We start from the raw sequence: 18096 nt of genomic DNA, 5'->3' as shown, positions 1-18096 counted from the left end.
GTTGGAATCGAACTGCTTACAGTTATAATGCATGAACTTTCACTATTGTAAAAGAGGCTTAGCCAACATCCCAGGCACCGCCCACCGGGCAATGATTTTACAAAATCAAGTCAATAAATTGTACAGAGATAAATTTACATATCGAAACAAAATATAATCATGCGTCCTCGACGCTTCCAATGTTTTTGATCATTAGGCATGACCCTCAACGCTTCAGCCTCTGACTTAAGCATAAATTGCAGTTCTCCCGGCGTAACATGACAATCAATAAACTCCCAAGACCGATCAATACCTGCTGCCCGCTCCGCCTCAAACTCCGTTAGCATTTCACCGCACTTGACCGCGCCTCGATGGCGCAACATAGCCTTCTCCCAAGAGGCAGCATACTGGGGGCGCTTTTCGCTCGTCACCCCTAGACACGTCGTTTGAAAAAAACTTGGCTGCTCAGTGTTGCCATAGTTAAACCCAAGGAATACGGTGACTACCTTAAACTTGCCTGCCGAATCTTGGGCGACTAGCAAGTTATCGCCGTTATTCATAAACGTCCGCCAAGTCACCTCGTCTTTACAGATAACGGGTTGTTTATCTTGTAAGATATATCGCTGTAAATCCTTCACCTTTCACAAAGAGATTAAATGGACGAATTACTACAAGCGAGAGATATTGCCATTGGGCTAGGTGGAAAGATAACAGACAATACAGTGGGATTTATTGCCTGTTTTGATGCAGAATCAATAGCTGAGAGTTATGTCATCTCGCTAGAGGATCTGGAATCGCTGGCTGCTCAACAGCAGGAGAAATGTGTGGTCGTTGTGATGGTATCTAGTTTGTTGTGAGAGTTTCCATCGACTGATAATTTCAGTGAATATTCACCGGCTGATGGTGGGCAATGCCCACCCTACCCATGGAAAAATCATTCCAATGCCGACTGTAACTGCTCCTTTGCCGCATTCAACGCCTCGGGCAACTTCGATGCATCACGCCCGCCCGCCTGGGCAAAGTTAGGCCGACCGCCACCGCCACCGCCGGTCATCTTTGCGATACCGCCAATAAATTTGCCTGCTTTTAGCCCCTTATCCATGACAGGCTTACTAAACGCTGCCACCAGACTCACCTTGCCCTCAGCCGGAATCGAGCCCAGCACCACGGCACCATCCCCTAGCTTTTGCAACAACCGCTCAGCCGCTGTTTTCAGCGAGTCAGCATCCACCTCGCCCATGTTGGCTACCAGCACCTGGAAGTTACCCACAGGTTCTGCCTTGCCCAGCAACTGATCTGACTTCAGTAATGCCAGCTCCGACTTGAGACCATCCACTGTTTTCTGTGTGGTCTTCAGTTCACCCTGCAGATTGGTAATCCGGTCCACCAACTCCTCAGGCTTAGCTTTAAACCGGTCGCTTAGATCCTTCACAATCTGGTCCCGCACATTCAAGTATTCCAGCACCGCCGGACCGGCCACCGCCTCAATACGTCTTACCCCAGCGGCAATGCCTGCCTCGGCAATTATCTTGAAGACACCGATTTCTGCGGTGTTGCCCACATGGGTACCACCACAAAGCTCCATGGACACCCCAGGAAAATCCACTACTCGGACTTCGTCGCCATACTTTTCACCAAACATGGCAGTCGCCCCCTTATCCTTGGCATCGGCAATGGGCATCACCTCCACCTGGGCACCATGCGCCTCAGCAATCCAGGTATTTACCTGAGCTTCGACCTGTTGTACTTCGTCAGAGGTAAGGGCACGGGGGCAGTTAAAGTCAAATCGCAAGCGATCAAAGCTGACCAGGGAACCTGCCTGGGAAATGGTGCCATCCACCAGTTTCTTGAGAGCTGCCTGTAAGAGGTGGGTGGCCGAATGGTTTGCCTGGGAACGACGACGACAGGCCCGATCAATTTGGGCGCTGACGCTGTCGCCAACGGATAGGTTGCCCCGCTCCACCCGACCAATGTGGATAAATAGATTGTTGTCCTTCTGTACATCCTCGATGCGCACCACCAGGTTATCGCCAGCCAGATAGCCCTGGTCGCCAATCTGACCACCGGATTCAGCGTAGAAAGGGGTCTTATCTAAGACTAGCTGTACCTCAGTGCCTGCTTCAGCCGTATCCACCGTCGCACCATTGGCCAAAATGGCTTTGACTGTGCTCTGGCTAGTGACGTCGGTATAGCCCAGAAAATTGGTGGAATCAATCCCTAATTGACTAAGGCTGCCCTGGGCTAGCAGATCAATCGTTTCATGGGCGCTCTTAGCTCGCTCACGTTGAGCAGCCATGGCGGTTTCGAAGCCGTCTACATCCACCGTGAGACCATTTTCTTCGGCAATCTCCTGGGTTAACTCCAGCGGAAAACCGAAGGTGTCATAGAGCTTAAAGGCTTCATCCCCAGAAATCTGCTTGGGCTTGCGCTCCAGAATCTCTGCCAGCAGTTTCTCACCCCGCTCCAGGGTTTTGAGAAATTGAGCTTCTTCCCGCTCTAGCTCAGATTTGATCACACTTTCTCGCTCTCGCAAATCGGGGTAAGCCGACTCGCACAAGGAAATAGCGCTTTCGGCAACTTTATTGATAAAGGCTCCTTCAATACCGAGCAGTCGACCATGGCGCACGACGCGACGAATTAACCGGCGCAGGATATAACCGCGACCGACGTTGGATGCAGTAATGCCATCAGAAATCATGTGGGCCACGGACCGCACATGGTCGCCGATCACCTTGAGGGAAATCTGAGCACTGTCATCAATGGCAAAATAATCCACTCCAGCAATCTCTGCCGCTGTTTGGATAATGGGGAAGATTAGATCCGTCTCGTAGTTATTGGGCTTTTTCTGCAGAATCTGGGCCATGCGCTCCAGGCCCATGCCGGTGTCGATATTCTGGGCGGCTAGCGGCGTCAGGTTGCCATCGGCATCCCGGTTGTACTGCATAAATACCAGGTTGTAGAACTCGATAAACCGGGTATCGTCCTCTAGGTCAATGTTGTCGTCCCCCAATTCGGGATGGAAATCGTAGTAGATTTCGGAGCAGGGTCCACAGGGTCCCGTAGGTCCGGAAGTCCAGAAATTGTCTGCTTCATCCATGCGGATGATACGCTTCACCGGCACGCCCACCTGATCACGCCAGATGGCAAAGGCGTCGTCATCTTCGCGAAAGACACTGACGATCAGATTTTTGGGATTGAGCTTAAATACCTTGGTAGATAACTCCCAGGCCCAGGCCACAGCTTGCTCTTTGAAATAATCGCCAAAGCTGAAATTGCCCAGCATTTCAAAGAAGGTATGGTGACGGGCGGTGCGGCCCACATTCTCAATATCGTTGGTGCGAATACATTTTTGAGATGTGGTGGCCCGAGGCACGGGCGATTTACGCTGGCCTAGAAAAATCGGCTTGAACGGCAGCATGCCTGCAATGGTAAGCAAAACCGTGGGATCCTCAGGCACCAGTGACGCACTAGGCAGGATTGCGTGACCTTTATCTTCGTAGAATTTGAGAAAGGCTTGGCGAATTCCAGCGCCAGTGGTAACCGATTTTTTTAACCCAGGCTTTGACGTAGACATTTTTTAGCAGGCGCGCTTGGCGGGACTTAGTTGATATCAAGCTTTACCATTCTGACCGATGTTGCACCAAGTGTGACGAAACAGCAATGGTTTTGTATGTATTCATTATCTAACGAAGGTGTTCCGTATAACGAGGGGTTAGGCCTCTACCGACTGTAAGTGCTGCTCGATCAGCTCACAACATTCGTCTACGGGACGACGCTCTGCCATGGCATCGATCAGAGCACTGTAGGCATTTGACTCTTTTTCGATCAAGGTTTTGGCTTGGAGCATGGACCAGCGCTGCTTTAGAGGCACCTCGGCTAAGGGGCGATTCATTTGCTGCCACAGTAGATTAAGCTTGAGCCGGTCATCTCGCCCTCCCTGGGCCACACCGTAGGTAATTTCTTCGGCGGCGATGCCTGCCATCCAAACGGTGCAGTAGCGGTCAATCTCTTGCTGGCTGATTTTCCCGATTTCCACCGCTCGATCAATATCGTCGGTTTTGAAAATGACACCGCCGTTGCCATCTACCCCTGACTGCAGAGTTTCCCAAGCGGTCAGGGTGTAGGAATTGATGGGGATGCCCAATATGTAGGCCGTCAAGAAATGACCGGCTTCGTGGCGGACGATGCGATCGCAATACTCCGGTGAGCGCTGGGATAACCAATCCACCAGCAACGTCCCTCCCCGTCCCTGCCAACCCAGCTGGTCAATAGAGACGAGCCCTAGCAGAGCCGCTGTCACCGTTGCCAGTCCTTCCGGTGAAATCGACAGCAATGGACCTAGCAAGATCAGCATCGTCACCGAAAAAACTGAGACGGCGATGATGTTTAGGGTAATTTGACTCATGGTTTAGCTGAGGTGAGTGTGGACGTGGCTTAACAGTTGCGATCGCCAACCGTACCATCTGGCAAAACAGTGTCACAGATAATTGCTTCCGACCAAGTTGCCCCCCGCAGATTCGCCCCCTTGAGGTTGGCCCTCCGCCAATCAGCATTACCAATAATCGCTGCTGTCAGCTCAGCATTTTGTAGATTAGCCCCTTGTAGATTAGCCCCATCGATATTGGCCTGGGTCAAGACTGCACCGGTGAGATCGGCACCGCTAAGGTTAGCCCCCTGAAGACGAGCACCGTTCATAGATGCCTCCACCAGATTCGCCTCGCTGAGATTCGCCTCTTTTAGCTCAGTCAGCATCAGATTTGCCTCTTGCAGATTGGCATGGCTCAAATTTGCCCCCGTCAGTTCTGCAATTTTGAGATTCACCCGAGCAAAATCTTCGCCTGACAGATCGGCTTCAGTCAGGATGCAGACTGGGCAATCCCTTAGCTCTAGCAGCATGTCCACATCGTCCTGCAGATATGCCCAGCTGGGAGCTGCAAAACTTATCATCCCTAGCAGCACGATCATCACTGCACCAAGACCCGTCGCCAAAGATTTTACGTTCATCCCTATTCCACGTGTGAATTATTCAGACTGCGGGCATCAATGCCACCTATTTCATCCTATAGCAAACGCCCTAACTTCCCTTAGGACAACCTGCAGAGTAAATATACTTACAATCCTAGACTTAGCCCAGTAGCATTTCCCCAGCCCTTAGCAACCAGAAAAAGCCCCCATCTCAGGTCTCTGGTATCTCAGAACACCTCAAGCACAAACACCGGTGATAATCGACTCACTCAACAAATAAACAATGCCCCACCTCTAGACACACCTAAGGCAGTTCCAACTTGTCGTATTGACTTTTGTTTAAGCATCAATTTTTTTGTGCGTTTTTTACGGAAATGTAAGTAAAGTTAAAAACAGCAGTTAATCTACGTAGATGTATCTCATTTCCCTGAGGTATTGCTACAGGGTGCCTCTACTTTCAAGTTAAACATTGCCGTTGCTAGGCCTCGGAATGACATTAGCTTCATACCCTGGGCGACTGGTGAAATCTTTAATGAGAGAAATATCAGCTCAGCAGCGACAAAGAAAAATTTGTAGCAGCAGGTTTTCTGGCAGGCTTTCTGTATGACAGGGGTTAAGCAACAGCTAGTCCTTATCTATATGATATTGGGCACGGTCATTATCTCGATGTTTGTACCCATCGACTGGCAAACCCAAGCCAAAGTCCTACGGGACTGTGTTGTTATGGCTTGGTTGGTGGGTGTTGTAAATTTTGCTTATTTGAATGGCGGTCTAAATCGGCTATTGGGTATCCGTCCTCGGGAACCGCTAGGACTACTCGGTATTTTGTTTTCACCTTTCCTCCATCGCAATGCGGGCCATTTAATTGCCAACACCTTACCCTTTGCGATTTTGGGATGGTTAGTATTACTGCAGGGTATTGATAACTTCTATGCCCTAAGCTTTGCCATCCTACTCGTCAGTGGGTTAGGGACATGGGTTTTTGGACGCCCAGCGATTCACCTGGGAGCCAGCGGTCTAATTTTTGGCTACCTGGGCTACTTGATTGCACGGGGCTACCTGGAGGTAACGCTCATGACCATCGGGTTAGCATTTGTTGTCATGCTGCTCTATGGCGACCAGTTTTGGACCATGCTACCGGATTCAGGTGACACAACGTTGTCGTGGGAAGGGCACATGTTTGGTTTCCTAGGGGGCATACTTGCCGCCTCTAGTCCCGAATTTTTAGAGCAAATTAGTGGGCTATTGGCCAACCTGTAGGACATCTATAACAACTAGCACATCCACCCCCACGCTAGGCCAGCGTGATATCTGAGCACTGTAACAGCCAGTCATTAGGATGTGGTTATAACACCGACACAAATAGCTATGCCAGTTAATACGCTGGCATAGCTATTTGTGTTATTTCATCAGTGGATTGGTTTAATCAATCTGTTCAAACAATCAGTTTTACGAGGCAATTTCCTGTCATATTTTCTACCACAACGCTAAAATTTGAATAAGTTGTGAAGCCCGAGTTTCAAATGATTGACCGCAGTCATCTATGACCAACTCACGAATTAACAACCCAAAACTCATAACTTGTTCATCTTTGTAGCAGAAACTGATGATTAGAACAGGCTAACGAATCAGGCTAACGAATTAGGCTAACGAATCAGTGGGGGTTATCCACCATGAAAGCTATTGCAATTGCAAGTACACTCATTTCTCTCGGGGCTATAGCTAGTCCAGTGCTGGCTCAGGAAACCTCCATTGAGCAGAACGCACCCGTTATTGTCGCCCAGACAACTCAAACCTTGAACACCGTCATCCGCAGTGACGAACCTCTCTACCTCAATAAAGACGATGTCCACGAGTACAACCTACGTCTAGAAAATAGAACAGCCGTAGGCGATCGCTTCTTGCCTGAGGGCAGCATTATCCGAGGCCAATTTGAGCCGGTGGATGGTGGTCTACGCTATGTGGCTGATTCGGCAGAAGTGGGAGATCGCATTTTTGACCTCAATGCAGTGTCAGAAACTCTCACTGACCGCAAGGACCCTCGTCAAGTCGGCACAGGCGATATCATCGAAGATGCCGCCATCGGTGCGGCTGGTGGTCTGATTATTGGTGAAGTGCTGGGTGATGCTGACTTCCTAGAGATTTTGGGAGGTGCTGCCGCTGGGGTCGTTGTCGGTAATGTGACGGCACCAACAGTGGTGGTGATTGAACCAGACCAGTCCATCTTGCTATATCAAAACTAATCGCTTCAAATCACAGAATACAGAATAGAGAATAAAGGGCTTTAGCGGTATGTATGCCTCCGCTGAAGCCCTTTATTCTCTATGTAAGGACTAAACCATGATCGCCATTGTTGATTTAGGGTACGCTCTTGTCTACCTTTATTCAGTATTTGACAGATTAATTCATACCGAGAATAAACAACGCCACCATTATCTATAGGGGCGTTAAACTAGTACCCTTACGGTGTAGAGAAGTTCGCAGCTCAATCTCGCACAATGGGCAACAACTGTGAGTCACTGGTATCAACTTGAAGCCGATGTCGTAACACGGCAGATTAACAGCCATCTAGAGGACGGATTAACGACTGCAGCGGCCCACCAGCGGCTGTTGCGCGATGGCCCTAACGAATTAATCGCTACCAAAGGTAAATCTCCTTGGCAGGTGCTGTGGGAGCAAATCAGTGAGCCCTTGGTGGTGATGCTGATTGTGGCGGCAATTATCTCTGTAATTGTGGGGGATTTGCGGGATGCGATCGCAATTCTCGCCATTGTTATTTTCAACGCAGTCCTAGGGTTTCGCCAGGAACGTAAAGCAGAACGAGCCATGGCAGCCCTCAAAAAGCTAGCCGTACCGAAAGTCCGCGTCCGACGCGACGGTCAGGTCCAAGAATGCTCGATGGAGGCGTTGGTACGCGGCGATCTGGTACTCCTAGAAGCCGGCAACGTCGTCCCTGCCGACGGACGTCTGGTCAAAACAGTTAACCTCCAGGTGCAAGAAGCCGCCTTAACGGGGGAATCAGCCCCCGTGGACAAGCAAGCGACTACCGTCTTTACAGAAGAACAATCCCTAGGCGACCGTTGCAACATGGTTTACCACAGCACCACTATCACCCGTGGTCGTGGCACCTTTATCGTCACTGAAACCGGCATGGGCACCGAAATTGGCCACATTGCCCGCATGCTGCAATCGGTAGAGACCGAACCCACTCCCCTCCAAAAGCGTCTGGCCCAACTGGGTAAAGTCCTAGGAGCAGGAGCCATTGCCATTTCCCTGGTGATTGCCACTATGGGTCTAGTGCAGGGAGAACCGCTGCGACAAATGCTGCTTACAGCCGTCAGCGTTGCCGTCGCGGCCGTTCCCGAGGGGCTACCAGCGGTTGTCACCATCGCCCTGGCCCTGGGAGCCGAGCGGATGCTCAAGCGCCATGCCCTGATTCGCCATCTGCCAGCAGTGGAAACCCTAGGGTCAGTAACAACAATTTGTTCTGACAAAACCGGTACCCTCACAGAAAACCGGATGACCGTGACCGTGCTAGACATAGCCGGTCAGCAGATCGATCTCTCCAATAATGGCTCCATCGGAAACCAGGCTCTCAGGTTGTTACTCCTGAGCGGGGCCTTTTGTAATGATGCCTCCCTAGATAACAATCACGCCATTGGTGACCCCACTGAAACCGCCCTAGTTACTGCTGCGGCCCAAGTGGGTCTACCCAAACGCAAGCTCGATCAGCTTTGGCCTCGTATCAATGAGATCCCCTTTGACTCAGACCGTAAACGAATGACCACCTGTCATCGTTGCGATCAGCCCCTACCCGATGCTCTACAGCAGATTTGGCAGCAGGTAGTGCCGCTGAATACCCAAGCCGTTATCTTTAGCAAAGGCGCACTACACAGTCTGATGACCACCACGGACCGGGTGTGGCTCAATAATCAGGTCCAGGTCCTCACCGATGCCCTCCGTCAGCGCATCTATAGCGCCCACGATCGTCTCGCCAACCAAGGATTACGGGTGTTGGGACTGGCCTTTCGCCCCATGACAACCGTGCCAGAGACAGACCAATTAGAACAGCAGCTGGTGTTTCTCGGTCTGATGGGCCTGATGGACCCGGCGCGCTCAGAGGTAAAAGACGCCATTGATCTTTGCCAAACCGCAGGTATCCAAGTGGTAATGATTACGGGGGACCATCCCCTTACCGCCCAGCACATTGCCCAAACCCTGGGGATTACGAGAGGGATTAGTGACACTATCCTCACCGGTCAAGCCCTCAGCAAAATGCCGGTCGAGAATCTGGACATCAATGTCACTGAAACTGGGGTATATGCACGGGTCACACCAGAAGACAAACTCAGAATTGTTCAGGCCCTACAGCGGCGCGGTCACATTGTGGCGATGACGGGAGATGGCGTCAATGACGCTCCAGCCCTGAAGCAAGCGGATATTGGTGTGGCGATGGGAATCACCGGCACTGATGTGGCCAAAGAAGCGGCAGACATCGTACTCCAAGACGACAACTTTGCGTCAATTGTGGCTGCAGTGAGAGAAGGACGGGTGATCTATGACAATATCCGTAAGTTTATTAAGTACACCCTGGCAGGTAATGTCGGTCAGCTATGGCTGCTATTGTTAGCTCCATTTTTGGGCATGCCGATCCCGCTATTGCCCATCCAGATTTTATGGATCAACCTGATTGCAGATGGATTACTGGCCCTAGCCCTAAGCTTTGAACCGGCAGAACGACAAGTGATGGAGCGACCTCCTTACCGCCCCAATGAGAGTATTTTTAGTCGAGGTATGGGCACCGATATTCTCTGGATTGGGTTACTCCTGGGGGGTGTTTTAATCCTGGTGGCCAATGGCTATTGGCGCAACGACGATCCAACCTGGCAGACAATGGTATTTACCACACTGGCCTTTTCCCGTATTGCCCTGTCGGAGGCGGTGCGGTCATCGTCAGAGTCGCTGTTTAAGATTGGGCTACTGTCCAATCAAAAGCTGTTGGGTGCCGTATTGCTGACGTTCTGCCTACAGCTGATGGTGGTTTATGTACCAGTGTGTCAGGTGTTTTTCTCGACGGTGGCATTGAGTGGGGGCCAGGTTGCGATCGCACTCCTGCTCGGCACCATTAGCTTTTGGGCAGTAGAGCTCAAGAAAGTGGTAATCAAATAACCCGTTTGTTAAGCATCACTCAGCTGGGAAAGCGCCACCGGGATCTCAATATAAAATGTTGTACCTTGACCCACAGTAGACTGACAGGATAGCTTACCCTGGTGCATTTCTGTCACAATTTGATAGCTAATCGATAGCCCTAAGCCAGTTCCCTTACCCACTGGCTTAGTAGTGAAAAAGGGATTAAAAATATTAGCCAACGCATCCTCAGAAATACCGGGACCATTATCAGAAAACGCTATCAGTAAAGACCTTGGACTTTCCTGCCAACGGGTAGAAATCTGAATTTCTGGTATGTTGCCATCGGATAGATTTTGTTCCTCAACCGCATCAACCGCATTTACCAAAATATTCATAAACACCTGATTAAGGTAACTGGCATAGCACTGAATCAACGGTAAATCCTCATAGAATTTCACAACATTAATCGCAGGACGTCTCTTATATGCCTTTAGACGATGCTTCAAAATTAACAATGCACTATCAATCCCCCGATGAATATCCACATTTTTAACTGCCGACTCATCCACACGAGAAAAGACCTGCATACTTTTCACGATATCAACAATACGAGTAGCTCCTATTTTCATGGACTCCATGATCTTGGGTAAGTCCTCTACAATGAAATCAAATTCGATATCGTCTATCTTTTCCTGGATGAGTAGATCGGGGTCTGGATATTGTTTTTGATAAAGTTTCAGCAATTCTAAAAGACCCGTTACATATTCCTGCATCGGTTCTAGATTGCTAGAAATAAATCCCACTGGATTGTTAATTTCATGGGCAATTCCTGCTGCTAAATGGCCTAATCCAGCCATTTTCTCACCCTGGACCAATCGCGCCTGAGTACTCTTCAATGTCTGCAATGTTTGATTGAGCTGAGCTGTTTGTTGTTGGGTTTGGTTTAAGAGCTCTGCTTGCTGCAGAGCTATACCCAACTGAGTCCCCACCTGGGCCAATAGCCCCACATCATCATCATCCCAGTACCGAGGCTTAGAGGTTTGATAAGCCATCAACAACCCCCATAGTTTCTCCCCTTGAGAAATAGGCACAAATACCTCATTACGAGGCAAATGACCATCCTGATCGGGTTTAGAGAAAACATCTTGAATCATAGGTAGAACAGGCATAGCGGGTCGCCAGCCATCCACAATAGAATCAGCGACAAAAACTCCACTCCAGTCAGGATTAAACCTATAGATTGCCACTCTATCCACCTCAAGCAGCTGTCGAACCGCCTGTGTTGTCGTGGTAAAAATCACATCAATATCCAGCGATTGACGGATCTTATCAACGGTTAAAGACAGGGCTCTTTGTCGCTCCGTCGCCTTTTGTAAGGCTGCCGCCTGTTCCCGCACCTGCGCAACGGTTTCTGCCTGGTTAAGAGCCACCCCTAACTGAGCACTGACCTGAGCCAAAAAGTCAAGTTCATCCGTTTCCCAATGGCGGGGACCAGAGTTTTGATAAACGCCTAAAAGCCCCCATAGTCGGTTGCCCTGCATAATTGGCACAACCGCATAGGCCCGAGCATGAAAATCTTCTAACAAAGCAATATGACATGCTTCATAATCCGTTTTATGGATATCGTCTACCGCCAGGGTTTCTTGTCGGGCGTAACGCCCTCCCTGAGTCTTCATTAAGTAAGTATCTTGTATTGTTCCCAACGAATTAACCAGTTTAGGCCACCCCTCTGCCACCGATTCAGCAACAAAGCGGCCACTCCAATCAGCATTAAACTGATAAATAACAACCCGATCGGTCTTAAATAGCGATTGAATACTTTTTGTCGTCGTATCAAAAATCTCTTCAATTTGTAGGGAATCACGAATCGCATTAATGGTTTGAGAGAGCAGTTTCTGTTGTTCTAGTGCTCTCTCACGGGAAGAGATATAGGTTAGCTGGGATGCCTGCAGTTTCAGTTGTTCAACCTGACTCCATTGCTCAAGCGCCACACCCAAATGTTGAGCAATTTGCTCAATAAACTCAATCTCAGATAGCTGCCAATTTCGTGGAGACTGACATTGATGAATGCAAAGTAATCCCCAAAGCTCAGAGCCATTCATAATGGGGGCCACTACATTTGCCTTAATCCCAAAGCGCTCTAGCTTGTGAATAAAATTTTCCTCGAAGCCACTTTTATAAATATCGTTTGAGACATACATCCGCCCTGCTTTATAGAGGGTTGCATAATGTCTTCCAAAGTAACGATCATCAACCCTCTCAGCCAGAATTGAGGGAATGTCTTCACCATAGTCTTCAGCAACAAATTTCCCTTCCCAATCCTTTTCACACTGGAAGAAGAAAATACCGACCCGGTCAACTTTTAACAGTTGTCGCACCTCTTGAGCCGTGGTTTGAAAAATAGTTTCTAAGTCGAGAGATTCACGAATGCGTGTGATCACACCAGTCAGCGATTTTTGCTGCCCAGTTTGAGAGCGTAGCTGGTCCAACAGCTGAAGCTGCTGCAAAGTAACACTGAAATGCTCAGCAATATTTTGCAGAAAACTAATATCGTCTGCACTCCACTGTCGAGTACGTTCACATTGGTGGACACAGAGCAGTCCCCACAGCTTCTCACTCTGTAGAATGGGTACCACCAAATTCGCTCTAACCTGAAAGTTCTCTAAAATATTGGAGTAATCGGCATTCCCCCCAACCGCATAGATATCACTTGCAACTTGAACTCGTCTCGGCTTATAACGGTTCGTAAAGTATTCTCCAAAGCAGAGAGCGTCTACTTGCTCCGATAATACAGATTGCCAACTGCTGGACACATCCTCAGCAACAAATTTACCCTCCCAGTTTTTAACAGGATCAAACTGATATATAGCTACCCGATCCGCCACTAAAAGTGAACGAACCTCCGTTACCGCAGTCTGAAGTAGTTCATCTATATCGAGGGATTGACAAATTTTGCTAATCGTTTCGGCCAAGGCTTGCTTACAGACACCTCTATAGGCAAAAGCTTCAGCTTGAGTATTGGATTTAGCAAGATATTCTGCCTGTTGTACAGCCACACCACAATGCTTAGCAATTTGTTGGACAAACGTAATTTCTTCTGGGTGCCATGGCCGGGGATGCTGACAATGATGGACACAAAGCAATCCCCATAGAAATTGCCCCTGTAATACAGGAACTACCAAATTGGCCCGCACCTGCAACTGATCTAAAATATTTACATAGGAAGGACTCAGATCAGCAGTATAGATATCAGCTATCGCCTGGACCTGGTCTGGATGGTAGGAAGCGGTAAACGTCTCACCAGAACAATGGTCATAGATCCGCTTGGTGAGCACAGACGAAACACCCATAGCGACATTTTCGACAATAAATTCGCCTGACAAATTGGTGCCTGGGTCAAACTTGAAAATAGCGACCCGGTCCACATTCAGCAGCTGTCTAATCGCTACCGTCGTATTGTCAAAAATAGCATTAAGGGCTAATGGACGCTGAATAATGTTGATCCTATCAGCGAGGGTTTTAAACTTTTGGGACGTCACGGTGGTAATCGCTTGGTAGCCTGCACATGATTTTCACAAATCAGGCAGTTTAGCCTTGCAAGTAATTCTTAATTTGGCATTGCTGAACCTTGGGATAATTTCATCTGAAAGACGCTGTCATATAACAGGTCTAACCGATCGGTTAATCCCCTAAATCAGCAACGGTGCAATTTAAATTTCCTGAAAATCTTGCAGAGTACACAACCTGACGCCCTGGTACAGTCGATATTCGAACAGTCATACCAGCTGCACTTTAAAAACTGAGTCTATTTGTAAACCGACCCGATGTGGAAGGTAGAAGCTAACCCATTAGCAATTACTTATTTATACCCGACTGGGTTGAAATTGTCATAGTTCCCCAAGAGGGTAAATTAGCAATGCCCGCCCAGCCCTATCTGCTCAGTATACAGATTACGAAGAAAGTCTTGACATGTGAAACAATGCATTCATGATGCAACTACAAGTTTGCTGGTACAGAGCAAAGCTAATGGCGACCCGCAAAACTATTCCCCTTAAGCAGATTGACCTTTCCTATCTGGACTGGCAAAGCAATGGCCAACCCATCCTACTACTCCACGGATTAGCCGATCATGCTCTAGTTTGGTCAGCTGTAGGTAACCAACTGGCAAGCAACTACCATCCAATTGCGGTGGACATGCGCGGTCATGGAGAAAGCAGTAAACCGGACAACGGCTATGATTTTGATACGGTAATGAACGACCTGGTACAGCTGATGGATCATCTGGGTTGGGCAGCTGCACATATCGTAGGGCATTCCTGGTCAGGAAAAATGGCAGCCTACTGGGCGACGCGTCAGCCAGAAAGGTTCCTGAGTATGGTGCTGGTGGATCCAATTTTTATCTATGGGATGCCGGGTATTTTTCGGCTAACGTTTCCCTTGTTTTATGGGACGCTGCCTTTTTTAAAAGGGATGGGACCGTTTGAAGATTGGGACACAGCGATACAGCAGGGAAAACGGATGAAACAGTACCGAGGCTGGAATGAGCTCCAGGAATCTGTTTTTCGCGAGAGTCTGGAGACAATGCCTGATGGCAATGTGGGCAGTAAGTTTACGACTGCAGCACGGGATGGGATTTTTGATGCAGTATTACGGGTACCAGGGCTGACAAAAGAGATTCAGGTACCTAGCCTATTTATACAGCCCCAAGATGGTGTCAACAGATTTGACTGGCAGCTAAAACCCTATCAGAAGTATTTGAGAAACCTAACGATTCAAACAGTTCCAGGAAATCATTGGGCTTTCCTGGTTAAACCAGAAGCCTTTGAGCAAGTTCTCTCTCACTTCCTCCAAACAATTGAATCACCAGTAGGTTGACCTCATCAGTTAGTAAGAACAGCATAATTTGGCTAGCTGAGATCTTGCACCAATGTCGGTGGCGAGCTTCCAACCCACGTCCGGTTCAAAACCGGGCGCTAATTGAGGGCTGTCGCTAAAGCGACAAAATTGGCTATAAAGCTCTATGTATCTAGCTTTTTCCGATTTCTTAACCCCTACTCTGCGAGAAGTCTTGCACCTATAGTGGGTTTTGCTCCAATGAGCCCTGTCACTTTGAGTGCAGGGTGAGATGACGCTACATGACCCTACAGATAGTACATTACATAATACTTCCAGTATCGTCGAATTTCCCTGACTTCAGTAGCTTCTCTCAGTTCTGCACGTCTAAGCCGAATAAACTACACAATATTACTAAATAAATATTAACTTCAATTAGTCTGCTATCTGTGATCTTCTGCAGCCAGTTGTGAGTACTCTAGGACATAGGGAGTTAAACTGCGAAGCCTAAGAAAACTCCTCTAAAGTGAGTCTTATTGAGAACCATTTTTTAATCGTTTATTCGGGAAACGACGATGCACAGAAGAAGGGATTTCCTCAAAATAGGTCTTGCTACAGGTGGGTTTAGTCTCTTGGGGGGACAATCAGCAGCAGCACAAAATCATGAAGAATGGCTGCAGTATCTCTGCCCACCCAATACCTTTCCTCCCGACTTATCTGTCCCCAGTCCACCGGTAACGCCCTTTAAGATGCCTCTGTTCATCCCCCAGGCTAAAAAACCGGTCAGTCAGCTGTCGCCATTGCCCGATCCACTTTCTCACCAACTTTACGATCGCTATTCGCCCAAGAAATTTTACCTGACCTACGAGCAAGAATTTCTCTGGTGTTTTCATCCCGATCCGCCTTACAACCAGGGTACCTGGTGCTGGGGGTTTGACGGGAGTTCTCCTGGCCCCACCTACATTGCAAAATATGGAGAGCCGATCTTAGTCCGTCGAGTTAATAATTTACCCCCCATTGGTCATCCCGATCGCCATGTTCACTTTGGGTTGCCGTCCACCACCACACACCTGCACAATGCCCACACGGCCTCTGAGAGTGATGGTGACCCCAACGATTGGATTGACCCAGGTGAATTTTGGGACCACCACTATGGTAACTTTCCCTCTGGCAATGACCCACTGCAGAAACTAACGACTCTGTGGTACCACGACCACCGCATGGACTTTACAGCAGCTAATGTCTACGCAGGTTTGTGGGGAGCCTATCTGCTCTTCGATGAGTATGACACTGGCAACGAAAACGATCCCGATCCCCAAGCTTGGAGACTACCCAGCGGTAAATACGATATTCCCCTATTGCTACAAGATCTCCAGTTTGATCAGCAGGGGCAAATGGTGTTTAACCTGTTCAACACAGATGGTGTTCTGGGGGATAGGTTTACAGTGAATCGCATTATTCAGCCCCATCTCAAGGTTGAACGCCGCAAGTATCGATTCCGTATTCTCAATGGCGGTCCGTCTCGGTTCTACCAGGTATTCTTATACGATGGTAAGGCTATGGACAAATGTCGACCATTTGTGGTGATTACCGGCGATGGTAACTTCCTGGAAGAACCGATTGAAGCGGATAGCATCTATTTGAGTGTGGCCCAGCGGGTGGATGTGATTATAGATTTCTCACAGTATGAGGTGGACGATCATGTTTATCTGTTGAACCTGTTGGAACAAACCAATGGCAAAGGCCCTTCAGGTCGGATGCTGGACCCAAATCCCAAAGATGCGCTGATGCGGTTTGATGTGGTAGAAGCTCAAGCTCCTGACCCTAGCCGGATTCCCGATTACTTCCGAAAGCTACAGTCGGTGGATTTGGCTGATGTTAGACGCGATCGCAACTGGACTTTTGACTATGACGGTGGTCTTTGGACCATCAATGGCCAGATCATGGACCCCCAACGGATTGAGGCCGTGATCGAACGGGGGAGCGCTGAAATTTGGACCTTCCGCAACTCTGGCAATGACTGGGCTCATCCCATTCATAACCACTTCACTGAGTTCATCATTCTAGAGGTGAATGGCAAAGCCGTTTATCCAAAACAAATTCAAACCGGAGGTCATACCCTCAGACGATCATTTGTTGAGGATATTGAAAGTCAACGTGACCATGTCGATGTCTTTATGGGAGGTCCCCGACGCGATGTCGTCTCATTACTACCAGGGGATGAGATTAAGGTTTACATCCGCTTTAGTGATTTCTTAGGCAAGTACGTGATGCACTGCCATAATGTGGTGCATGAAGACCATGCCATGATGATTCGCTGGGATGTTGTCCCCGCTGGAGAAGGGGTGCCTAATCCTGAACGGGCTAGCACATACTACAAAGAGAATACAAAACAATTCCCCGATCCACGACCTCCGGCCCAACCTCATCTGGAGGCCCGGCCAGGTACCTCAACCTCCCAAGAAGGACAAACTTAGTTCAAAGTTCAAAGTTCAAAATTCAAAATTCAAAGTTCAAAGTTTTCCCCTCTCTCCCTCCACTTACCCATGGCCAAAAGGAGACTAATCAACCATGACAGAATCCTGCACCCCACCCCGCCGTGGTCCCTATGCAGACTATTTTCCCAATGTTATTGTCTACGACCATGAGCATCAAAAAGCTCGATTTTATGACGACTTGTTGTTGGACAGAATGGTCCTAATCAACTGCATGTCGGTACAAGATGATGCGGTCCGTCCGGTCACTCAAAATCTACTACAGGTCCAGAATCTGTTGGGCCATCGTCTGGGGCGGGATGTCTTTATGTATTCGTTAACCATCGATCCTGAACGAGATACGCCTACAGTGTTACGAGCTTTTGCAGACCATCATGGGGTCAAACCTGGTTGGCAATTTCTGACAGGGACCTCAGAGGTGATGACCACGCTGCGCGATCGCCTTTTTGCCCACAGTGGTGGTCATGCCCCCGGCACAAATCCAGAGAGCGATTGTTCTATGGGAATGATTCGCTATGGCAATGAATCTGTGGGGTTGTGGGGCTCGGTAGCCACCCTGGCTAAACCCGAACAAATTGTACAGCGGGTTGCCTGGATTACTCCACGCGCTCAACCGGAGGGTGCCCCTCGTCGCAGTGGTCCTTTACCTCTCACCTCAGAAAACTTTGGACATCGGGTCAACGCTTAGGGAGAT

The 18096-nt window shown here is 48.8% G+C and carries 12 protein-coding genes; 7 read left to right on the top strand and 5 right to left on the bottom strand.

Going from position 1 to position 18096, the window contains the following annotated elements:
* Positions 1–134: 134 nt before the first annotated feature.
* Complete coding sequence (locus tag IXB50_RS16030; protein WP_215609998.1) at positions 135–617, bottom strand: hypothetical protein; 483 nt, start codon at positions 615–617, stop codon at positions 135–137.
* 18 nt (positions 618–635) lie between these two features.
* Between IXB50_RS16030 and IXB50_RS16025 the strand changes: the two genes are divergently transcribed.
* The gene (locus IXB50_RS16025; RefSeq protein WP_215609997.1) at positions 636–836 is read left to right on the top strand and encodes a hypothetical protein; all 201 of its coding nucleotides are present in this window, start codon (positions 636–638) and stop codon (positions 834–836) included.
* Between the two features lie 77 nt (positions 837–913).
* Here IXB50_RS16025 and alaS read toward each other — a convergent pair whose 3' ends face one another.
* The 3 genes from alaS to IXB50_RS16010 all read right to left on the bottom strand — a co-directional run bounded on the left by alaS (position 914) and on the right by IXB50_RS16010 (position 4983).
* Positions 914–3553, bottom strand: a complete 2640-nt coding sequence (gene alaS, locus IXB50_RS16020) for an alanine--tRNA ligase (protein WP_215609996.1) — start codon at positions 3551–3553, stop codon at positions 914–916.
* 138 nt (positions 3554–3691) lie between these two features.
* The gene (locus tag IXB50_RS16015) at positions 3692–4384 is read right to left on the bottom strand and encodes an ATP-dependent Zn protease (protein WP_215609995.1); all 693 of its coding nucleotides are present in this window, start codon (positions 4382–4384) and stop codon (positions 3692–3694) included.
* Between the two features lie 29 nt (positions 4385–4413).
* Positions 4414–4983: a pentapeptide repeat-containing protein gene (locus tag IXB50_RS16010; RefSeq protein WP_215609994.1), complete on the bottom strand. Its 570-nt coding sequence runs from the start codon at positions 4981–4983 to the stop codon at positions 4414–4416.
* Between the two features lie 564 nt (positions 4984–5547).
* On the opposite strand from IXB50_RS16010, the gene IXB50_RS16005 reads away from it, so the two are divergent.
* The 3 genes from IXB50_RS16005 (at position 5548) to IXB50_RS15995 (ending at position 10113) form a co-directional block, all read left to right on the top strand.
* On the top strand, positions 5548–6204 hold the full coding sequence (locus IXB50_RS16005) for a rhomboid family intramembrane serine protease (protein WP_215609993.1): 657 nt from the start codon (positions 5548–5550) through the stop codon (positions 6202–6204).
* A 413-nt stretch (positions 6205–6617) separates the two neighbouring features.
* Positions 6618–7187 (top strand): hypothetical protein, encoded by a 570-nt coding sequence (locus IXB50_RS16000; protein WP_215609992.1) that lies wholly within the window; start codon positions 6618–6620, stop codon positions 7185–7187.
* 268 nt (positions 7188–7455) lie between these two features.
* Positions 7456–10113: a cation-translocating P-type ATPase gene (locus IXB50_RS15995; protein WP_215609991.1), complete on the top strand. Its 2658-nt coding sequence runs from the start codon at positions 7456–7458 to the stop codon at positions 10111–10113.
* Positions 10114–10121: 8 nt separating this feature from the next.
* Here the strand turns inward: IXB50_RS15995 and IXB50_RS15990 are convergent, their stop codons facing one another.
* Positions 10122–13613 carry a GAF domain-containing protein gene (locus tag IXB50_RS15990; RefSeq protein WP_215609990.1) on the bottom strand — a complete coding sequence of 1164 codons (3492 nt, stop codon included), beginning with the start codon at positions 13611–13613 and terminating at the stop codon, positions 10122–10124.
* A gap of 487 nt (positions 13614–14100) precedes the next feature.
* Between IXB50_RS15990 and IXB50_RS15985 the strand changes: the two genes are divergently transcribed.
* The 3 genes from IXB50_RS15985 to IXB50_RS15975 all read left to right on the top strand — a co-directional run bounded on the left by IXB50_RS15985 (position 14101) and on the right by IXB50_RS15975 (position 18090).
* A complete protein-coding gene (locus tag IXB50_RS15985) occupies positions 14101–14949 on the top strand; it encodes an alpha/beta fold hydrolase (RefSeq protein ID WP_215609989.1) in 849 nt (282 codons plus the stop codon).
* Between the two features lie 533 nt (positions 14950–15482).
* Positions 15483–17384: a multicopper oxidase family protein gene (locus IXB50_RS15980; protein WP_215609988.1), complete on the top strand. Its 1902-nt coding sequence runs from the start codon at positions 15483–15485 to the stop codon at positions 17382–17384.
* 94 nt (positions 17385–17478) lie between these two features.
* Positions 17479–18090 (top strand): SCO family protein, encoded by a 612-nt coding sequence (locus IXB50_RS15975; RefSeq protein ID WP_215609987.1) that lies wholly within the window; start codon positions 17479–17481, stop codon positions 18088–18090.
* The last annotated feature ends 6 nt before the right edge of the window (positions 18091–18096 follow it).

This window comes from Leptothoe spongobia TAU-MAC 1115, from assembly GCF_018739885.1.
Taxonomy (GTDB): domain Bacteria; phylum Cyanobacteriota; class Cyanobacteriia; order Phormidesmidales; family Phormidesmidaceae; genus Leptothoe; species Leptothoe spongobia.
Note: the sequence above shows the minus strand (reverse complement) of the source record. Positions and strands in the feature narration are given on the sequence as shown.

Excerpts from the sequence above, each read along its gene's own strand:
- IXB50_RS16025 (WP_215609997.1), top strand. The coding sequence starts at position 636 with ATGGACGAATTACTACAAGCGAGAGATATTGCCATTGGGCTAGGTGGA.
- alaS (WP_215609996.1), bottom strand. The coding sequence starts at position 3,553 with ATGTCTACGTCAAAGCCTGGGTTAAAAAAATCGGTTACCACTGGCGCT.
- IXB50_RS16015 (WP_215609995.1), bottom strand. The coding sequence starts at position 4,384 with ATGAGTCAAATTACCCTAAACATCATCGCCGTCTCAGTTTTTTCGGTG.
- IXB50_RS16010 (WP_215609994.1), bottom strand. The coding sequence starts at position 4,983 with ATGAACGTAAAATCTTTGGCGACGGGTCTTGGTGCAGTGATGATCGTG.
- IXB50_RS16005 (WP_215609993.1), top strand. The coding sequence starts at position 5,548 with ATGACAGGGGTTAAGCAACAGCTAGTCCTTATCTATATGATATTGGGC.
- IXB50_RS16000 (WP_215609992.1), top strand. The coding sequence starts at position 6,618 with ATGAAAGCTATTGCAATTGCAAGTACACTCATTTCTCTCGGGGCTATA.
- IXB50_RS15985 (WP_215609989.1), top strand. The coding sequence starts at position 14,101 with ATGGCGACCCGCAAAACTATTCCCCTTAAGCAGATTGACCTTTCCTAT.
- IXB50_RS15980 (WP_215609988.1), top strand. The coding sequence starts at position 15,483 with ATGCACAGAAGAAGGGATTTCCTCAAAATAGGTCTTGCTACAGGTGGG.
- IXB50_RS15975 (WP_215609987.1), top strand. The coding sequence starts at position 17,479 with ATGACAGAATCCTGCACCCCACCCCGCCGTGGTCCCTATGCAGACTAT.